The 19590-nt window shown below is 29.9% G+C and carries 15 protein-coding genes; 10 read left to right on the forward strand and 5 right to left on the reverse strand.

What is annotated here, in order from left to right; translation table 11 throughout:
- Positions 1 to 32 precede the first annotated feature (32 nt).
- The 4 genes from WG950_RS03200 to WG950_RS03215 all read left to right on the forward strand — a co-directional run bounded on the left by WG950_RS03200 (position 33) and on the right by WG950_RS03215 (position 6554).
- Positions 33 to 2984 (forward strand): amidohydrolase family protein, encoded by a 2952-nt coding sequence (locus tag WG950_RS03200; RefSeq protein WP_340934122.1) that lies wholly within the window; start codon positions 33 to 35, stop codon positions 2982 to 2984.
- A gap of 11 nt (positions 2985 to 2995) precedes the next feature.
- A complete protein-coding gene (locus WG950_RS03205; protein ID WP_340934123.1) occupies positions 2996 to 4291 on the forward strand; it encodes an amidohydrolase family protein in 1296 nt (431 codons plus the stop codon).
- A 214-nt stretch (positions 4292 to 4505) separates the two neighbouring features.
- The gene (locus WG950_RS03210) at positions 4506 to 5300 is read left to right on the forward strand and encodes an RNA methyltransferase (protein WP_340934124.1); all 795 of its coding nucleotides are present in this window, start codon (positions 4506 to 4508) and stop codon (positions 5298 to 5300) included.
- Between the two features lie 15 nt (positions 5301 to 5315).
- Positions 5316 to 6554: a M48 family metallopeptidase gene (locus WG950_RS03215; RefSeq protein ID WP_340934125.1), complete on the forward strand. Its 1239-nt coding sequence runs from the start codon at positions 5316 to 5318 to the stop codon at positions 6552 to 6554.
- On the opposite strand, the gene WG950_RS03220 is transcribed toward WG950_RS03215, so the two are convergent.
- Positions 6551 to 7018, reverse strand: coding sequence for a hypothetical protein (locus tag WG950_RS03220; RefSeq protein ID WP_340934126.1), 468 nt, complete (start codon positions 7016 to 7018; stop codon positions 6551 to 6553). The two genes, WG950_RS03215 and WG950_RS03220, sit on opposite strands and share 4 nt — an antisense overlap.
- A gap of 113 nt (positions 7019 to 7131) precedes the next feature.
- On the opposite strand from WG950_RS03220, the gene WG950_RS03225 reads away from it, so the two are divergent.
- The 6 genes from WG950_RS03225 to WG950_RS03250 all read left to right on the forward strand — a co-directional run bounded on the left by WG950_RS03225 (position 7132) and on the right by WG950_RS03250 (position 14669).
- Positions 7132 to 9354, forward strand: coding sequence for a RelA/SpoT family protein (locus WG950_RS03225; RefSeq protein WP_340934127.1), 2223 nt, complete (start codon positions 7132 to 7134; stop codon positions 9352 to 9354).
- Between the two features lie 73 nt (positions 9355 to 9427).
- Positions 9428 to 9877, forward strand: a complete 450-nt coding sequence (locus tag WG950_RS03230) for a Fur family transcriptional regulator (protein ID WP_077809077.1) — start codon at positions 9428 to 9430, stop codon at positions 9875 to 9877.
- A gap of 41 nt (positions 9878 to 9918) precedes the next feature.
- Complete coding sequence (locus WG950_RS03235) at positions 9919 to 11190, forward strand: adenylosuccinate synthase (protein ID WP_079738653.1); 1272 nt, start codon at positions 9919 to 9921, stop codon at positions 11188 to 11190.
- 218 nt (positions 11191 to 11408) lie between these two features.
- On the forward strand, positions 11409 to 12953 hold the full coding sequence (locus tag WG950_RS03240) for an OstA-like protein (protein ID WP_340934128.1): 1545 nt from the start codon (positions 11409 to 11411) through the stop codon (positions 12951 to 12953).
- The gene (locus tag WG950_RS03245; protein WP_340934129.1) at positions 12954 to 14135 is read left to right on the forward strand and encodes an aspartate aminotransferase family protein; all 1182 of its coding nucleotides are present in this window, start codon (positions 12954 to 12956) and stop codon (positions 14133 to 14135) included. It abuts the gene before it with no gap.
- Between the two features lie 183 nt (positions 14136 to 14318).
- Entirely contained in the window at positions 14319 to 14669 is a 351-nt protein-coding gene (locus WG950_RS03250; protein ID WP_077809074.1) for a hypothetical protein, read from the forward strand.
- A gap of 150 nt (positions 14670 to 14819) precedes the next feature.
- Here the strand turns inward: WG950_RS03250 and WG950_RS03255 are convergent, their stop codons facing one another.
- The 4 genes from WG950_RS03255 to WG950_RS03270 all read right to left on the reverse strand — a co-directional run bounded on the left by WG950_RS03255 (position 14820) and on the right by WG950_RS03270 (position 19561).
- The gene (locus WG950_RS03255) at positions 14820 to 15716 is read right to left on the reverse strand and encodes an anti-sigma factor (RefSeq protein ID WP_340934130.1); all 897 of its coding nucleotides are present in this window, start codon (positions 15714 to 15716) and stop codon (positions 14820 to 14822) included.
- Between the two features lie 77 nt (positions 15717 to 15793).
- Complete coding sequence (locus WG950_RS03260) at positions 15794 to 16465, reverse strand: Crp/Fnr family transcriptional regulator (RefSeq protein ID WP_340934131.1); 672 nt, start codon at positions 16463 to 16465, stop codon at positions 15794 to 15796.
- Positions 16466 to 16533: 68 nt separating this feature from the next.
- Positions 16534 to 17229, reverse strand: coding sequence for a peptidoglycan DD-metalloendopeptidase family protein (locus tag WG950_RS03265; protein WP_340934132.1), 696 nt, complete (start codon positions 17227 to 17229; stop codon positions 16534 to 16536).
- Positions 17230 to 17293: 64 nt separating this feature from the next.
- Positions 17294 to 19561, reverse strand: a complete 2268-nt coding sequence (locus WG950_RS03270) for an aconitate hydratase (protein WP_340934133.1) — start codon at positions 19559 to 19561, stop codon at positions 17294 to 17296.
- Between the last annotated feature and the right edge of the window lie 29 nt (positions 19562 to 19590).

Below are 19590 nucleotides of genomic sequence, written 5' to 3' on the forward strand. Positions count from 1 at the left end.
GGGCAATTAATTCAAATAACTATTTCAAACTCATGAGAAAATTACTCTTATTATTCTCGTGTATGTTGGCTTTTTCTATGCAAGCGCAAGATTATTTTCCAACAGACGCAGGAGTAAAAATTACAGACAACACATTAGTTGCATTTACCAATGCTACTATTTATGTGACACCAGAAAAGGTGATTAAAAAAGGAACTTTATTAATAGAAAATGGTAAAGTTACCAATGTTGGTAGATCTATTAATGTGCCAAAAGGTGCAAAAATTGTAGATTTATCTGGCAAAACAATTTATCCTTCTTTTATTGATTTATATTCAGATTTTGGTATTAAAAAACCAAATAGAGCATCTGGTAATTCTAGAGGAACGCAATATGCTGCTTCTAGAGAAGGTTATTATTGGAACGATCATATTAGACCAGATGTGAATCCTATTAAAGATTTTTCTTTCGATTCTAAAAAAGCCAAAGATTTAATTAACGCTGGTTTTGGTGTAGTTAATACGCACATGAATGATGGAATTATTCGTGGAAACGGTTTATTAATTGCTTTAAATCCTAATTCTTCTGATGCTTACAGAATTTTAGATACTAAATCTGCTCAATATTTATCTTTTAATAAAAGTGTAACTTCTAGACAAGCATATCCTGGTTCTAGAATGGGTGCAATGGCTTTGTTAAGACAAACTTATAATGATGCTAATTGGTACGCTAATGGTAACATGAAAAATAAAGATTTGGCTTTAGAAGCTTTAAATAGTAATAAAAATTTAGTACAAATTTTCGAAACTAGCAATTTACTAGATGCTTTAAGAGCAGACAAAGTTGGTGATGAGTTTGGGATACAATATACAATTGTAGGTTCTGGAGACGAATTTGAAAGAATAGCGGATATTAAGAATACAAATGCGAATTTTATAATTCCTATTAATTTTAGCAATGCATATGATGTTTCTAATCCTTTATTAGCGCAACAAATTTCTTTAAGAGATATGCGTAAATGGAATCAAGAACCTTCTAATTTAAAAGTATTATCAGAAAACGGAGTAAATTTTGCTTTAACAACGCGTTCTTTAAAATCTGTAAAATCTTTTCATAAGAACTTACAAAAAGCAATTAAATACGGTTTTGATTCTAAAAAAGCATTAGCTTCTTTAACTACAATTCCTGCAACTATCATTGGTAATAGCAATATTGGTAATTTAAATCAAGGTAGTTATGCAAACTTTATTATTACTTCTGGTGATATTTTTGATGCTAAAACAACAATTTACGAAAACTGGATTCAAGGAGATAAAAATGTAATAAACGATATCTCTATTAAAGATATAACAGGAAATTACATGCTTTCTGTTAATAATAAAAGTTACGATTTAACCATTTCTGGTAAAGGAGCGAAACAAACAGCAGTTATTAAATTAGGTGACAAAAAGATTAAATCTAAATTCTCATTTAAAGATAATTGGATTTCTATTACTTTAAATGAAGATAGCGGATATACAAGAATGATGGGTAAAATTATAAACCCAGCTAACGTAATGCAAGGTGCTGCTTTTGATACTTTAGGTAACGAAACAGCTTGGTCTGCAAGTAAAAAAGTAAAAAAAGATAGTAAAAAGAAAAGTAAAAAATCGAAAGAGCAACCTGTTGTTGTGCTTCCGGTAAGTTACCCAAACCTTGGTTTCGGAAATTATTCTTTACCAGAAACAAAAACGATTTTAATTAAAAATGTTACTGTTTGGACAAGTGAAGATGCTGGTATTTTAGAAAATACAGATGTATTATTAGAAAATGGAAAAATTGCAAAAATTGGTAAAAATTTAAAGGCAAGAAGAGCTACAGAAATTGATGGTACTGGTAAACATTTAACTGCAGGTATTGTAGATGAGCATTCTCATATTGCTGCATCTGCTGTAAATGAATGGGCACAAAATTCTTCTGCAGAAGTTACTATGGAAGATGTTATAGATCCTAATGATATTAATATTTACAGAAACCTTTCTGGAGGTACAACATCTTCTCAAATACTACATGGTTCTGCAAACCCAATTGGTGGTCGTTCGGCAATTATTAAATTGAAATGGGGAGAAAATGCAGAAAATATGATTTATGACAACTCGCCTAAATTTATAAAATTTGCTTTAGGTGAAAATGTAAAACAATCTAGAAGTCCTAACGGAACTCGTTTTCCTCAAACAAGAATGGGTGTAGAACAAATGTTTACAGATTATTTTACAAGAGCAAGAGAATATGAAGCTTTAAAGAAAACTGGTAAACCATACAGAAAAGATGACGAAATGGAAACATTAGTAGAAATCTTAAACGGAGAACGTTTTATTTCTTGTCACTCTTATGTTCAATCAGAAATTAATATGTTAATGAAGGTTGCAGAAAAATTCAACTTTAAAGTAAACACATTTACACATATTTTAGAAGGATATAAAGTAGCCGATAAAATGGCAGCGCATGGTGTAGGTGGTTCTACTTTTTCTGATTGGTGGGCTTACAAGTACGAAGTTAATGATGCTATACCATACAATGCGGCAATTATGCATAATGCTGGTGTAACTGTAGCAATTAATTCTGATGATAGAGAAATGTCTAGACGTTTAAATCAAGAAGCTGCAAAAACAATGAAGTATGGTGGAATGTCTGAATTAGAAGCTTGGAAAACCGTAACCATTAATCCTGCTAAATTATTACATATAGATGATAGAGTTGGTAGTATAAAAGAAGGTAAAGATGCTGATGTTGTTTTATGGAGCCATCACCCAATGTCTATTTACGCAAAAGCAGAAAAAACAATTGTAGATGGTAGAATTTTCTTTGATAGAAAAGAAGACATCAAAAAAAGAGCCGCTATAAAAGAAGAAAAAAGCAGATTAATTAATATGATGCTTAACGAAAAAATGAATGGTGGTAAGACAAAAGTACCAATGAAAAGAGCAGATAGAGATTTTCATTGTGATACTTTAGAAGAAATTTAAAACTAGAAAACATGAAAAAAATTATATATAGTTTACTATTCTTCTTTGTTATAGGAAATAGTATCGCACAACAAACACCCGCAGATAAGCAAACAAAAGCTTTTTCAATTGAAGGTGCAACGGCTCATATTGGTAACGGAAAAGTTATTGAAAATTCGTTAGTAATGTTTAACAATGGTAAAATTACTTTTGTTGGTAGTGCTAAAATGAAAATAGCTAGACAAGGAACTATCATAAACGCAACCGGAAAACATATTTACCCAGGTTTTATTGCTGCCAACGCAACTTTAGGTTTGGTTGAAATTGATGCTGTAAAAGCCAGTGATGACCAAAGAGAAATTGGTAGAATGAATCCGCATATTAGAAGTTTAATAGCCTACAATGCAGAAAGTAAAATTGTAGAATCTATGAGACCTAACGGAGTTTTAATGGCACAAATTACGCCAAGAGGCGGTACAATTTCTGGAACTTCTTCTATTGTACAATTGGATGCTTGGAATTGGGAAGACGCTTCTATTAAAACAGACGACGGAATTCACATGAACTGGCCTTCTAGTTTTACAACTGGTAGATGGTGGTTAGGCGAAGATCCTGCTTTAAAACCAGATTCTAGATATGCTGGTAAAGTAGATGAAATTAAATCTTATTTTAAAAATGCTAAAATCTATTTAGCTGGTAAAAAAGCTAAAACTCATTTGCCATATCAAGCTACAGAAGGTTTATTTAACGGTTCTAAAAAGCTTTTTATTCACGTAAACGGACAAAAAGAAATTACAGATGCAGTTACCATTGCTAAAAATTTAGGTATTAATAATATTACAATCGTAAATGCGGAACATGCAGATAAAGTAGCCGATTTGTTAGTAAAAAATAATGTGTCTGTAATTTTACAAAGACCACATAGAAACCCAGGTAACGAAGATGATTCTTACGATTCTACATACACTGTTGCAAAAACACTTTTAGATAAAGGTATTATTGTAAGTGTTGGTATGGAAGGACAAATGGAACGTATGAATACTAGAAACATACCGTTTTATGCAGGTACTTTTGCAGCTCATGGTTTAACTAAAGAAGAAGCTGTACAATTGATTACATTAAATACAGCTAAAATTTTAGGAATCGATTCTTTTGCAGGTTCTTTAGAAGTTGGTAAAGATGCTACTTTGTTTATTTCTGAAGGTGATGCTTTAGAAATGAGAGGAAACATTTTATCAAAAGCATTTATACAAGGTAGAGATATAAGTTTAGAAACGCACCAAACTAAACTTTGGAAACGTTATTCTAACAAATACAAAACCAAATAAAAATTTTCTACAAATAAAAAAAGGCTCGCAATTTGCGAGCCTTTTTAATCAAAAACAGTTAACAGTAATAAAACATACTTAAATTCTCCTTTTTCTTAGCAATCGGATCTTAAAACAATCTGTCTAACAATTTAAAGTAATTGTTTTATTACAACACAAATATTGTATAAAATCTTTATTACTACAATACCTATAAATAGGTATATTTGTATTGATGAAAGAAATTACAAGCATACAAAACACATACGTTAAAGACCTTTTAAAACTTCAAGAAAAGTCTAGAGAACGCAAAAAAAAAGGATTATTTATTATAGAAGGTAAAAGAGAAATTTCTTTAGCAATTGCTGCTAATTATAATTTTGACACTGTTTTGTTTGTAGAAGATATAATTACAGAAAAAGAAATCTTACATCTATTTAACGAAAACATTCACCGTATTAAAATCTCTACAGAAGTTTATCAAAAATTAGCTTACAGAGATAGTACAGAAGGCATTATTGCGGTTACAAAATCTAAAAACTTTTCTTTAGACGCTATTAAATTCTCTTCTAGTAATCCGTTAATTTTAGTAGCAGAAGGTGTAGAAAAACCTGGAAATATTGGTGCTATTTTAAGAACTGCGGATGCCGCAAATGCAGATGCCGTTTTTATCGCAAATCCTAAAAGCGATATGTACAATTCTAACATTATTCGTTCTAGTGTTGGTTGCGTATTTACAAATCAAATTGCTATAGGTTCATCCGAAGAAATTATTGCTTTTTTACTAGAGCATAACATTAAAATATTTGCGACTACTTTACAGAATTCTAATGAATATTATAAAGAAAATTATACAGAAGGAACTGCAATTGTTGTGGGTACAGAAGCTACAGGTTTAACCGAAGTTTTTAGAGAAAAAGCAACACAAAATATAAACATACCAATGCAAGGAAAAATAGATTCTATGAATGTTTCTGTAGCAGTTGCAATTGTTTTATTTGAAGCAAAAAGACAAAGAAATTTTAAATAAACTCATCAAATAACAATGCAACCTACAACTTTGTTTTACATATTAATTTCGATTCTAATTATTAGTTTTATAATCGATAAGGTTTTAGATTACTTAAACGCAAAACGTTTTGATGATACAATTCCGGTTGAATTAGCAGATGTTTACGAAGAAACTGCTTATAAAAAATCTCAAGCTTATAAAAAGACAAATTCAAAATTCTCTAATCTTACAAGTACATTTTCATTTGCTTTAACCTTACTTTTTTTTATTTTCGAAGGATTTAGCTATGTAGATAATTTTGCCCGTAGTTTTACAGATAATAACATTCTTGTAGCTCTAATTTTCTTTGGTGTAATTATGTTGGGTTCTGATATTTTAACTACGCCATTTTCTTACTATCAAACTTTTGTTATCGAAGAAAAATTTGGTTTTAATAAATCTTCTAAAAAAACTTTTTGGTTAGATAAATTAAAAGGTTGGCTAATGACAATTATTATTGGCGGACTTATTTTATCGATAATTATTTGGTTTTATCAGCAAACAAAAGAAAATTTTTGGCTGTATACTTGGCTCTTAGTTGCTGTCTTTTCTTTGTTTATGAATATGTTTTATGCAAAATTAATTGTGCCAATTTTTAATAAACAAACTCCGTTAGAAAACGGAGAATTAAAAACTGCTATCGAAAAATACGCAGAAAAAGTTGGCTTTAAACTCGATAATATTTTTGTTATTGATGGCTCTAAACGTTCTACAAAAGCAAATGCGTATTTTTCTGGTTTTGGTTCTCAAAAAAGAATTACACTTTTTGACACACTAATAAATGATTTAGAAACAGATGAAATTGTTGCCGTTTTAGCACACGAAGTTGGGCATTACAAGAAAAAACATATCATTTTTAATCTTGTTACGTCAATTTTAATAACAGGATTTACACTTTATTTATTATCGTTATTTATTAATTATCCGATATTTTCTGAAGCCTTAAGTGTTACAAAACCAAGTTTTCATATTGGTCTAATTGCTTTCGGAATTTTATATTCACCAATATCAGAAATAACTAATTTAATAATGAATTTTATCTCTAGAAAATTTGAATATCAAGCAGATGATTTCGCAAAAAAAACCTATGCAGCAAAACCATTAATAAGCTCTCTTAAAAAACTTTCTAAAAATAGTTTAAGTAATTTAACACCGCATCCTGCCTACGTTTTTATGCATTACTCGCATCCTACTCTATTAGAAAGGGTTTTAAATTTAAATAATAAAAGTTAGTTTTTCTTTAATACTGATTTTACAATATCCTTAATCATTTCTTTATCTGTTTTTAATGCATTTACAGGCAACATTGTGGTTAAGGATATACAGAAACTATCTTGCATACTAATAATATATTCTGATTTTACATACCGTTTATCAGATTTACTAATTTCGTAATTCGTAGTATATACTTTTTTACCATAAGCACTTTTTTCTGCCCAAACTTTATCGTTTTGTTTACTAGCTATTTTTAGCTTTTGATCTTCATAAGAATTCGGTAAATACAAAGCTATAACTACGGCATCTTTATTTTTAGATCCGTACATATTTGTTGCAAAATTTTCAAAAAGAGCTGTATCTATATCAATATTAATTTTCCTTTTTTGGATTTCGAAAATCGAATGCTTCTTATTATTTTCTTGCGCATAAAAATTAAAACTAAATAAAGTTAGTAAGGTTACGAGTAATAGATTTTTCATTTTTCAAAAATAATAAATAATACTGCTATTAATTTAGAAAACGAAATGCTTGTTTGTTAAAATTCTTATTCTTAAATTCACTTTAGAATAATTCATTATCTACAAAGTAATATATGCAGTACACAGCAACTATAGAAGAAGAAAATAAGGAAATTGCAAATAGATATAAAGATCTATTAAAAGGTACTTATGAAATTTTATCTGCAGATGATAAGAAGTTGATTAGAAAAGCTTTTGAGATTGCAGTAGATGCCCATTCGGAACAAAGAAGAAAAACAGGAGAGCCTTATATATTTCATCCTATTGCTGTAGCTAAAATTGTTGCTATGGAAATTGGTTTGGGTGCAACTTCTATCGCAGCTGCCTTATTACACGATGTTGTAGAAGATACTGACTATACTTTAGATGATATGGAGCAATTGTTCGGAGAAACAATTGCCAGAATTGTAAACGGTTTAACTAAAATTTCTCGATTGAATAAAGAGCAAGATGCTTCTATACAAGCAGAAAATTTTAGAAAAATGCTCTTAACTTTAAATGATGATGTTCGAGTTATTTTAATAAAAATTGCCGACAGATTGCACAATATGCAAACTATGGATGCAATGCCTGCACACAAACAGGTTAAAATAGCCTCTGAAACCTTATATATTTATGCGCCACTAGCACACAGATTAGGTTTGTATAACATTAAAACAGAACTAGAAGATTTAGGTTTAAAATATACCGAACCCGAAGTCTATACAGATATTGTTACTAAAATTAAAGAAAGTAAAGAAGAGCAACAAAAATACCTAGAAACATTTGCCGAAACGTTAAAAAAAGGTCTAGACAAAGAGAACTTTACGTATGAAATAAAAGGTAGGTTTAAATCCATTTATTCTATCCGTAGAAAAATGAGAAAGCAAAATGTTACTTTTGAAGAAGTTTACGACAAATATGCAATTCGTATTATTTATAAACCTACTTCTGATGATGATAAATTTGATGCTTGGAAAATTTACACAATTGTTACAGATTATTTTAAACCAAACCCAACAAGGCTAAGAGATTGGATTTCTCAGCCAAAATCTACAGGTTATGAAGCTTTACATATTACTGTAGTTGGGCCAGATGCACAATGGGTAGAAGTGCAAATTCGTTCTAACAGAATGAATGAAATTGCAGAAAAAGGTTATGCTGCACACTTTAAATACAAACAAGGTAATTCTAACGAAAGTGGTTTAGAAACTTGGTTAAATAGACTAAAAGAATCCTTAGAAAACCAAAGTTTAAATGCAGTAGATTTTGTAGAAGAGTTTAAACTGAATTTATATGCAAAAGAAATATACGTTTTTACACCAAAAGGAGAATTAAAATCGTTGCCAAAAGATGCGTCTGCTTTAGACTTTGCGTTTACAATACATACAGATGTTGGTTTAAAATGTAGAGGAGCAAAAGTAAATGGTAAATTGGTTCCTTTAAGTCATAAATTAAAAAGTGGCGATCAAATAGAAGTAATTACTTCTTCTAATAACAAACCAAATGCTAGATGGTTAGATTTTGTAATTACTGCAAGAGCAAAAACAAAAATTAGAGCGGCTTTAAAAGAAGAAGAAAAGAAAATTGCAGAAGAAGGTAAAGCAATTTTAACAAGAAAATTAAGACATTTAAAAATACCTTTTAACGAAAAAACAATAAACGAACTTGTAAACTTTTTTAAGATTAGAACTAGTTTCGATTTGTTTTTTAGAGTTGGTAATGGTGCTATAGACAATACTAGCTTAAAGGCATATGTTGCACAAAGAAACAGTACTATTTTAAACTTTTTCAAAACAAAGTTAAGAAGGTCTCCATCTAACAATAAAGAAACTGTAGACACAGAAGAAGTTACAAGCAAATACGATGCTTTAGTGTTTGGTAAAGAAGAAGAAAAATTAGATTATAAACTTTCTAAATGTTGTAACCCTATTCCTGGTGATAATGTTTTTGGCTTTTTAACAATTAACGAAGGTATAAAAGTCCACAAAAAGAATTGTCCTAATGCAATTTCTTTGCAATCTAATTATGCCTACAGAATTATGCTTGCCAAATGGATAGATTCTACAAAACAAGACTTTAAGGTTATTTTACACATTAGCGGTGTAGATAATAGAGGTATTATAAATGACCTAACAAAAATTATTTCTAGCAATATGGGTGTTTTTATTAACAGTATAAACATTGCGGGTAATGAAGGTATTTTTGATGGTAAAATTAGTTTAAGTGTTAAGAATAGCGGACAATTAAACAAACTAATTAACAGCATTCAGAAGGTAGAAGGTGTTAAAAAAGTAGACCGTGTTAATAGTTTATAAATATACTCTTCAAAAAAGAAGTTATTTATTCAGAAATAACTGTATTTTTGCTTTTTCGTAAAATTTTAAGATAATGAGTAATTCTCTTGAAAATCAAGAAGTAGTAAAAAAAGTATTTACAGCATATTTAGAAGAAAACAAGCACAGAAAAACACCTGAACGCTACGCTATTCTTCAAGAAATATATGACGCCGACGAACATTTTGATATAGAATCTCTCTATATTAAGATGAAAAACAAGAACTATAGAGTTAGTAGAGCCACACTTTACAACACTATAGAAATTCTGTTAAGTTGCGGTTTGGTAAGAAAACACCAATTCGATGGGCAATCTATGGCCCGTTATGAAAAAAGTTATTTCGACAAAAATCACGATCATGTTATTTTTACAGATACAGGTGATGTAAAAGAATTTTGTGATCCAAGAATTCAAATTATCAAAAAAACCATAGAAGATATTTTTGATATTGATATTCAAAATCACTCACTTTACTTTTACGGTACAAAAAAGAAAAAATCTTAATTAACAACAATACACAACACAAACAACAAATTACACAACTAATGGCTGTAGATTTATTACTAGGACTGCAATGGGGAGATGAAGGAAAAGGAAAAATCGTAGATGTTTTAACAACAAACTATGATATTATTGCTCGTTTTCAAGGAGGCCCAAACGCAGGACACACTTTAATTTTTGATGGACACAAACACGTTTTACATACAATTCCTTCAGGAATTTTTCATAAAACTGCATTAAATGTAGTTGGTAATGGTGTTGTAATAGATCCTGTAATTTTTAAAAAAGAACTAGAAAATTTAGATAAGCATAACATAGATTATACTTCTAAATTATTAATTTCTAGAAAAGCACACTTAATTTTACCAACACATAGATTGCTAGATGCTGCATCAGAAACATCTAAAGGTAAAGCTAAAATTGGTTCTACATTAAAAGGAATTGGCCCAACTTATATGGACAAGACTGGTAGAAACGGAATGCGTGTTGGTGATTTAGAATTAGACAACTGGAAAGAAAAATACGATGCTTTAACAGAAAAGCATATCAAAATGTTAGAATTCTTTGATGTTCAGATAGAATATGATTTAAAAGAATTAGAAGCAGAATTTATCAAAGGAATCGATAAATTAAAAACATTAGCTTTTATTGATAGCGAAGAGTTTTTAAACCAAGCTATTAAAGATAAAAAGACAATTTTAGCAGAAGGTGCTCAAGGATCTTTATTAGATATCGATTTTGGTACATATCCTTTTGTAACATCATCTAATACAACTGCCGCTGGTGCTTGTACAGGTTTAGGTGTTGCACCAAATAGAATTGGTGAAGTTTTCGGAATTTTTAAAGCCTACACTACTCGTGTTGGTTCAGGACCTTTCCCTACAGAACTTTTTGATAAAGATGGTGAAGAAATGGCTAGAGTTGGTCATGAATTTGGTGCTACAACTGGTAGACCAAGAAGATGTGGCTGGTTAGATTTAGTTGCTTTAAAATATGCTGTAGATGTAAACGGTGTTACGCAATTAATGATGATGAAAGGAGATGTTCTTTCTGGTTTTGATACTTTAAAAGTTTGTACATCTTACAATTATAAAGGTGAAGAAATTTCTCACTTACCATATAACATCGAACCAGAAAATGTTTCTGTAAATTATTCTGAATTTAAAGGTTGGGATGAAGATTTAACAAAAATGACTTCTGCAGATCAGTTACCAAAAAACTTAATGGATTATGTTGCTTTTATTGAAAAAGAAACCGGTGTACCTGTTAAGATTGTTTCTGTTGGTCCAGACAGAAAACAAACTATTATGAGATAGTTAATTTCTAAAACTATTTAATTTAAGCATCTTTTATTCATTTAAAAGATGCTTTTTTGATTTTTAAATCTGTTTAAATGCCTTAATTATTTTCACTTTTCTTTAGTAATCAACTACTATCTTTTCAGTATTTTTGCCTAAAACAGTAACTTTTGAAAAAAATACTATTATTTACTTTTCTTTTAATTAGTTTTTTAGGTTTCTCACAATCAAAAAAAATGATTTATTCTGCAGAACAACAATATGTAGATGAAAACAAATATCCTGGAGCAACCGTATTAATTGGTAATGTAAAAATGACGCATGAAGGCGCGATTCTTACATGTAAACAAGCTTTGTTTTATCAAAAAGAAAACTTTTTTAAAGCATTAGAAAATGTAACTATTAAACAAGGTGATACGATTACGCAAACTAGTGATTATCTAGATTATGATGCTAATTCTAAACAAGCTTTGTCTTGGGGAAATGTAGTTTTAAAAGATCCGGAAATGACTTTAACTACAGATACTTTGCAGTTTGATAGATTAAATCAGAAATTATATTACAGAAGTTATGCTACTATAAAAGACCAAACAAATACTTTAAATAGTAAAAACGGAAACTATTATTTAGAAACTAAAAAGTTTACAGCAACTACAAGAGTTACCGTTGTAAACCCAGAGCATAACCTAGAATCTAATCATTTAGATTATTATACAAACTCGGGTTTAACCTATTTATATGGTCCTTCAACAATTACAAATACTCAAAATGAAAATAAAATTTATTGTGAAAGAGGTTTTTACAATACAAAAACAGATATTTCTTATTTTGTAAAAAATGCAAAACTTTTTTTGAAAGAAAGAACTGTAGAAGGCGATAGTTTGTATTATGATAAAAAACAAGGTTTTGCCTCTGCTACAAACAATATTCAGGTAATAGATACAGTTAAAAACTTTGTTACTCGTGGTAATTATGCCGAAATTTTTGAAGAAAAAGATTCACTTTTTATCATTGAAAAAGCTGTGGCAATTTCTATTGTAGACAAAGATTCCACATTTATTCATGGTGATACACTTTTGATAACTGGTGCTCCAGAAAAAAGAATTGTAAGAACTTATCATGATGTCAAAATTTTCAAATCAGATTTGCAAGGTAAATGCGATTCTATACATACAGATCAAAAAACAGGTGTTACAAAAATGTTTAGAAACCCTGTGTTATGGTCTGATGGCAACCAAATAACAGGTGACACTATTCACTTAATATCTAATGTAGAAACTGAAAAATTAGATTCTTTAAAAGTATTAAATAACGCTTTTATAGTTTCTAAAGATTCTCTTTCTATAGATGAATATAACCAAATAAAAGGAAGAAATATGTTTGGTAAATTCAAAGAAAATAAACTTAAATTATTGTTGGTAAAAGGAAATGCCGAATCTGTGTATTATAACAGAAACGAAGAAACTGGTGTTATAGAAACAATTACCAAAGAAATATCTAGTAATATTGAGTTTACTCTAGAAAACGGACAAATTGCTACAATTAAATATTTAAAAAAATCAGAAGGAAAAACATATCCTCCTTCCCTATTTCCATCAGAAGATAAAAAATTACAAGGATTTATTTGGCGAGAAAGCGAGCAACCAAAAACAAAAGAAGATATTTTTAAAGATGATAAAAATCAAAAGTTACCTGTAAAAAGTGATAAAGATTTTATAAAACCTTTAATTATTGACGATCCTAAAAATAACACAAGAGAAAGTACTTCTAAAAATAAGTAAATGAAAGAAGATTTCTTTAAATATCAAGCGCAAACGTCTCCTCACCCATTTGCTTTAGAAATATCACATGCAAAAGGAAGTTATATTTTTGATACAGATCAAAAAAAATATTTAGATTTTGTTGCTGGTGTTTCTGCAAATAGCTTAGGCCATAATCATCCGAAGGTTACAAATGCTATTAAAAGTCAATTAGACGCTTATTCTCATGTTATGGTTTATGGTGAGTTTGTACAAAAACCGCAAGTAGACTTATGTAAAATCTTGGTAAAAAATTCTCCGGAAAAATTAAATTCAGTATATCTTACAAATTCTGGCACAGAAGCTACAGAAGGTGCTTTAAAATTGACAAAGAGAGTTACAAATAGATCTGAAATAATAGCAGCAAAGAAATCTTATCATGGCAATACTATGGGCGCAATGAGTGTTTCTGGAGTCGAAGAACAAATTCAGGCTTTTAGACCTTTAATTCCTGGTTCTAAATTTATTGAATTTAATAATGAACAAGATTTAGACAAAATTACAACCAAAACAGCTGCTGTAATTTTAGAAACAATACAAGGTGGCGCTGGTTTTATTGCACCAACAAACAATTATTTAGCTAAAGTAAAATCGAAATGTGAAAAAGTAGGTGCACTTTTAATTTTAGATGAAATACAAACAGGAATAGGTAGAACAGGAACCTTTTGGGGCTTCGAAAACTACAATATAATTCCAGATATTATTATCACGGGTAAAGGTTTGGGTGGCGGAATGCCAATAGGTGCTTTTATTGCTGACTTTAAAAATATGGTGCTTTTAAAAGAAAATCCAAAACTTGGTCATATTTCTACTTTTGCAGGAAACCCTGTTATAGCAGCTGCGGGTTATGCCACAGTGACAGAGATTTTAAATGAAAATTTACTTGAAGAAAGTTTACGTAAAGAAGATTTAATTAGAAAGCATTTAAAACATCCAACTATAAAAGAAATTAGAGGAAAAGGTTTAATGCTTGCTGTAATTTTAGAAAATCCTGATATTACAGCAAAAGTAGTTTTTGATTGTTTAGATAAAGGTCTTATTCTTTTCTTTTTACTTTTTGAAAATTGCGCACTTCGTGTTACTCCTCCTTTAAATATTTCTGATGAAGAAATTATTTTAGGTTGTAATATAATTTTAGATAGTTTAAATAATAACTCGAAATAACTTATTACCAATATTTATTTAATAAAAATAGTTATTTGAACTTTTAAAAACTTTAAAAAACCTCTTAATTTTCTTAAATTCAGTTAAATAGCGTTAATAAAATCATAAACTAGTACTTTGTGTGAAACCTTTTTAAGTTAGTGTAGTCTTTACAGTATAACATTAATCTCACACACACTTATTATGAAAAATTTTAAAACAATTATCGCAGTATTAGCAATTAGTTTATCAACAGTATTTACAGCCACTGCAACAGATCCAGTATTAAAAAAGACCAAAGAAAATTCTAACTTAAGAACAGAAATGTCTTCTTATTTAGGAAATAAGATTCCTGTTGTTTTAAAACAAACTACCTCTGCAGAAGTATCTTTTATAATTAATAATAAAAACGAAATAGTTGTTCTGTCTGTAGATTCTAAAGTATCAGAATTAAACACCTATTTAAAAAGTAAATTTAATTACAAGAAAGTTAATTTAAAAGGAATTAAAAAAGGTGAAATTTATTTGATGCCTTTAAAATTCGAAATAAAATAATACAACTTGGTTGGTTAGTTGGTGCTCATTTAAAATTTATTTTTACTTGAGCATTTTTTTTGATAAAAACTGAAAGAGCAACTCAAAAAAATTGAATTGCTCTTAATAATCTACCATTAACAAAATTAAATAGTAGATATATTTTTTCAGTTATCTAGTTACTGTTCCAGATAAATTTACAACAGGGCCTGCTCCCATTGTTAAAACTGTATGGTCTTTTGCGGTACTTGGCACTAAATGCGCTAATGGTTTTAATGTAAATGGAGCTGAACTATTATCTGGACTTGGCTCTACCGATATTACAATCGTTGCTCCTTTTAAATCTGTAGGAAAATCTACACCAGCTGCAGAACCCATTACATAATCTTCTCCAGGATATCCAGGACCATTATTTAAAGTTCCTTTAAAAGGAGATGTTGCAGCGTTATCATCGGCTCCTGAACCCGTTAAAAATGTTCCGGTACTAACAGGTGTGCCATTTATTACCACCCAACCTTCATATTTCCATCCATCTGTTAAAGCAGGTAAACCTAAACCAGCTGTAACTGTTGGAGCATCTGAATTGTCTAAAAACCAAACTCCGCTTGCTTCATTTGTATCATCGTCATCAGTTGGAGTAGCTAAAATATATTTTCCGTAAGATTCTCCTAAAGTTTTTAAATCTCCAGAAGCATCAACTACAATATTATCTGAATTTACACTTGCTGAATTTCCAGAAAAATCACCAGCTAAAATTTTAGTTGCTGCAGGTGCTGGGTCAGAATCTACTGCTGGCTCAATAGATAGCACAAACTTAGTAGCGTCTTGCAAATCTGCAAGGTCTACAGTGTAACTCTGCGGAAAATTAACACTAGTAAATGTACCAGTACTAACCGGAGATCCGTTTACAATTAACCAACCTTCATATACAAAATCTGCACCTAATTCTTCTAATCCTGATAAATTTACAGTTAAATTACCTGTGGTTGGTTCATTTTCATTGTCGCTACATGCAACAAATAGTGTTGTTAAAGCAAAAATAATTGCTAAGTTTAAAACTTTTTTCATCTTATTAAATGTTTATTGTTAATGTTGATGACAAAGTTAAAAGCTAAAGAAATATTTAAATGTTAGCTAGCGAACACTTAAGCCATTTTTTGTAAAATTCTAAGTTCTTTTCTATTAAAGTTTATAATATTTTCATCTTTAAGTTCGTTCATTAAAACATTTAAATTAGATCTAGATGTACCTATTAAAGATGCAATATCTTTTTGGGTATACGGATGAACTATTATTTTATCTCCAGTAGATTCGCAATCGTAGCCATATTCTTCACAAAGTTCTTTTGTAAATTCTAAAAAACGAGTTCTGGTATCCTTAAATAAAATTAATTGTAATCTTCTCTCTAACTTTTTAAATCTAAGTCCTAAGAATTTATAAATTTTTAAACTAAATGTTTTATTATCACGCATTAAATCATGCATTGTTTCTACACTTATTGGGCAAATAGACGTTTTCATATCTATAGATTGTGCAAATTCATTTCTTTTTTCTTCTCCCAAAATAGCCTTTTCGCCAAATAGCTCTCCTTTTGTTAAAATTGCATTGATAATTTCTTCACCAGCTCCTGTGTAATAACCTATTTTAACTTTTCCTTTTTCAATAAGAAAAACTTTATTTGCTGCATCTTCTGTAAAATAGATATAATCACTTTTTTGATAAGTATCAAAACTGTGGCATTTTTTGTAGTCTTTAAATTTATGTGGACATAAAAGATGAAACAAATTAACGTGATCAAAAAACCATATATTTTTCATAAGGGTAGTGTTTTAGACAATTATTATAAAAGTCTTAAAACAGCTTATATACTTACAAAAAGTATGAATTAATCGTTAATTTTTAATAATAAGTTAGGGTTTGGGCAGTTCTCTTTATAAAAATCTAAATCTTTACTAGAGGAAACACCTGGATAATCACCTTTATTACCTTGTAAATCTTTTATAATTTGAAAATGTAAATGTGGTGCATAATCTCCGTTTACTGTAGCATTTCCTAATTCTGCAATTACTTCTCCTTCATTAAATTTATCGCCAACTTTTAAATTTTGAATCGAATTTTCAGATAAATGTCCATATAAAGTATAAAAGTTATAATCTGCGATTTTATGTTCTAAAATAATTGTTGGTCCGTAATCACCGTGATTTTTATTAAAATTAAAACTATGTACTTTTCCTTTTAAAACGGCCAATACTTTGGTTTTTTCTTTACACCACAAATCAATACCTAAGTGTATATTTCTTTTATCTTCTTCACTTAAATTTTTAAAATACGCACTTCTGTCATATAAATTTCTTTTTTCTAAATAACCACCATAAGCTACATGCTTATTTTCTTTTTTTAAAAAAGCTTCAATATAATTTTCCCAATCTTTCGAAGAAGAAACATCAAAACTTAATAAGTCTTTATTTGTATTAGAAATGTTTATTGGTACATAACTAGATAGATGTATTTTTTTTTCTATAGCTAATAAAGGCGTTTCTGATATATTCTTTAAAAAAGATTCAAAAGGATTTAATTTCATAAATTAAAAGTAAAAAAAAACTCTCGAAATTCATCGAGAGTTTTATATTAAATTGACTTAAATATTAAGCATTTTCCTTTTTTATTAAGTTTAATGCAGAACCTTCATTATACCAATCTATTTGACTTTGGTTATAAGTATGATTTACAATAATAGTATCTTTAGATCCATCTGCATGTACTAATTCTATAGTTAAAGGTTTGTCTGGTGCAAACTCATTTAAATCTAAGAAATTAAATGTATCATCTTCTTGAATTAAATCATAATCAGCTTCGTTTGCAAAGGTTAAACCTAACATTCCTTGTTTTTTAAGGTTTGTTTCGTGAATTCTTGCAAAAGATTTTACAATTACAGCAACTACCCCCAAATGTCTAGGTTCCATTGCAGCGTGCTCTCTAGAAGAACCTTCACCATAGTTATGATCTCCTACAACCACTGTTTTTATTCCTGCTGCCTTATAAGCTCTGGCTGTATCTGGCACTCCACCAAATTCTCCTGTAATTTGATTTTTAACAAAATTTGTTTTTTTACCAAACGCATTTACTGCACCAATTAAACAATTGTTAGAAATATTGTCTAGATGCCCTCTAAAACGTAACCAAGGTCCTGCCATAGAAATATGGTCTGTTGTACATTTTCCGAAAGCTTTAATTAATAATTTTGCTCCAGAAATATCATTTCCAATTGGCGTAAATGGCTCTAATAATTGTAATCTTTCAGAATCTTCATTTACAGCAATTTTAACGTGACTTCCATCTTCTTCAGGCGCTAGATAACCATCATCTTTAACTTCAAAACCTTTTGGCGGCAATTCCCATCCTGTAGGTTCATCTAACATTACTTCTTCTCCGTTTTCGTTAATTAATTTATCTGTAATAGGATTAAAATCTAAACGACCAGCAATAGTTACAGCTGCAACCATCTCTGGCGAAGCAACAAATGCATGCGTATTAGGGTTACCATCTGCTCGTTTTGCAAAGTTTCTATTAAAGGAATGAATTATTGAGTTTTTAGGAGCATTTTTTGGATCTTCATAACGTGCCCATTGCCCTATACAAGGTCCACAAGCATTTGTAAAAATCTTAGCATCTAATTTTTCAAAGATTCCTAAAATACCATCTCTATCTGCAGTATATCTAACTTTTTCAGAACCAGGATTTATTCCAAAATCTGCTTTTGTCTTTAAACCTTTGTCTATAGCTTGTTGGGCTATTGAAGAAGCTCTTGATAAATCTTCGTAAGAAGAGTTTGTACAAGAACCAATCAATCCCCACTCTACTTTTAAAGGCCAATCGTTAGCATTGGCTGCTTCTGTCATATCTGCACCAGCTTTTGTAGATAAATCTGGAGTAAAAGGACCATTTAATAACGGACTTAGTTCTGATAAATTAATCTCTATTACTTGATCGAAATATTGCTCTGGATTCGCATATACTTCTTTATCTCCTGTTAGATAATCTTTAACTTCATTTGCAGCATCAGCTACATCACCTCTGTCTGTAGCACGTAAATAACGTTCCATAGATTCATCATAACCAAATGTAGAAGTTGTAGCTCCTATTTCTGCTCCCATGTTACAAATTGTACCTTTACCTGTACAAGACATAGAAGTAGCACCTTCTCCAAAATATTCTACAATAGCGCCAGTACCTCCTTTAGCAGAAACAATAGCAGCAACTTTTAAAATAACATCTTTTGGCGCTGTCCAACCAGATAATTTACCTGTTAATTTTACACCAATTAATTTCGGAAACTTTAACTCCCAAGGCATACCTGCCATAACATCTACTGCATCTGCACCACCAACTCCAATGGCAACCATACCTAATCCTCCAGCATTAACTGTGTGAGAATCTGTACCAATCATCATTCCTCCAGGAAATGCATAATTTTCTAAGACTACTTGGTGTATAATTCCTGCACCTGGCTTCCAAAAACCTAAACCATATTTATTAGAAACAGATTCTAAAAAATTAAATACTTCATTACTTGTATTTAATGCATTTTGCAAATCTGAACTTGCGCCATTTTTAGCTTGAATTAAGTGATCGCAATGGGTAGTGGTTGGTACCGCTACTTTAGATTTACCAGCTTGCATAAATTGTAACAATGCCATTTGTGCTGTTGCATCTTGCAAAGCAATTCTATCTGGAGCAAAATCTACATAGTCTATTCCTCTTACAAACGCCTTATCAGAATTACTATCCCATAAGTGAGAATATAAAATCTTTTCTGCTAAGGTTAGTGGTTTTCCTGTAAGTTCACGAGCAGCATCAACACGTTCAACAACGGTTGAATACACTTTTTTAATCATATCAATATCAAATGCCATAAGAATTATAAATAATTTAAAGGTTTTTG

Origin of the sequence: Polaribacter marinaquae, assembly GCF_038019025.1 — a bacterium.
Taxonomy (GTDB): domain Bacteria; phylum Bacteroidota; class Bacteroidia; order Flavobacteriales; family Flavobacteriaceae; genus Polaribacter; species Polaribacter marinaquae.

Coding starts and splice junctions, on each gene's coding strand:
- WG950_RS03240 (WP_340934128.1), top strand. CDS start 11,409: ATGATTTATTCTGCAGAACAACAATATGTAGATGAAAACAAATATCCT.
- WG950_RS03260 (WP_340934131.1), bottom strand. CDS start 16,465: ATGAAAAATATATGGTTTTTTGATCACGTTAATTTGTTTCATCTTTTA.
- WG950_RS03200 (WP_340934122.1), top strand. CDS start 33: ATGAGAAAATTACTCTTATTATTCTCGTGTATGTTGGCTTTTTCTATG.
- WG950_RS03245 (WP_340934129.1), top strand. CDS start 12,954: ATGAAAGAAGATTTCTTTAAATATCAAGCGCAAACGTCTCCTCACCCA.
- WG950_RS03210 (WP_340934124.1), top strand. CDS start 4,506: ATGAAAGAAATTACAAGCATACAAAACACATACGTTAAAGACCTTTTA.
- WG950_RS03250 (WP_077809074.1), top strand. CDS start 14,319: ATGAAAAATTTTAAAACAATTATCGCAGTATTAGCAATTAGTTTATCA.
- WG950_RS03230 (WP_077809077.1), top strand. CDS start 9,428: ATGAGTAATTCTCTTGAAAATCAAGAAGTAGTAAAAAAAGTATTTACA.
- WG950_RS03255 (WP_340934130.1), bottom strand. CDS start 15,716: ATGAAAAAAGTTTTAAACTTAGCAATTATTTTTGCTTTAACAACACTA.
- WG950_RS03225 (WP_340934127.1), top strand. CDS start 7,132: ATGCAGTACACAGCAACTATAGAAGAAGAAAATAAGGAAATTGCAAAT.
- WG950_RS03220 (WP_340934126.1), bottom strand. CDS start 7,018: ATGAAAAATCTATTACTCGTAACCTTACTAACTTTATTTAGTTTTAAT.
- WG950_RS03265 (WP_340934132.1), bottom strand. CDS start 17,229: ATGAAATTAAATCCTTTTGAATCTTTTTTAAAGAATATATCAGAAACG.
- WG950_RS03270 (WP_340934133.1), bottom strand. CDS start 19,561: ATGGCATTTGATATTGATATGATTAAAAAAGTGTATTCAACCGTTGTT.
- WG950_RS03205 (WP_340934123.1), top strand. CDS start 2,996: ATGAAAAAAATTATATATAGTTTACTATTCTTCTTTGTTATAGGAAAT.
- WG950_RS03235 (WP_079738653.1), top strand. CDS start 9,919: ATGGCTGTAGATTTATTACTAGGACTGCAATGGGGAGATGAAGGAAAA.
- WG950_RS03215 (WP_340934125.1), top strand. CDS start 5,316: ATGCAACCTACAACTTTGTTTTACATATTAATTTCGATTCTAATTATT.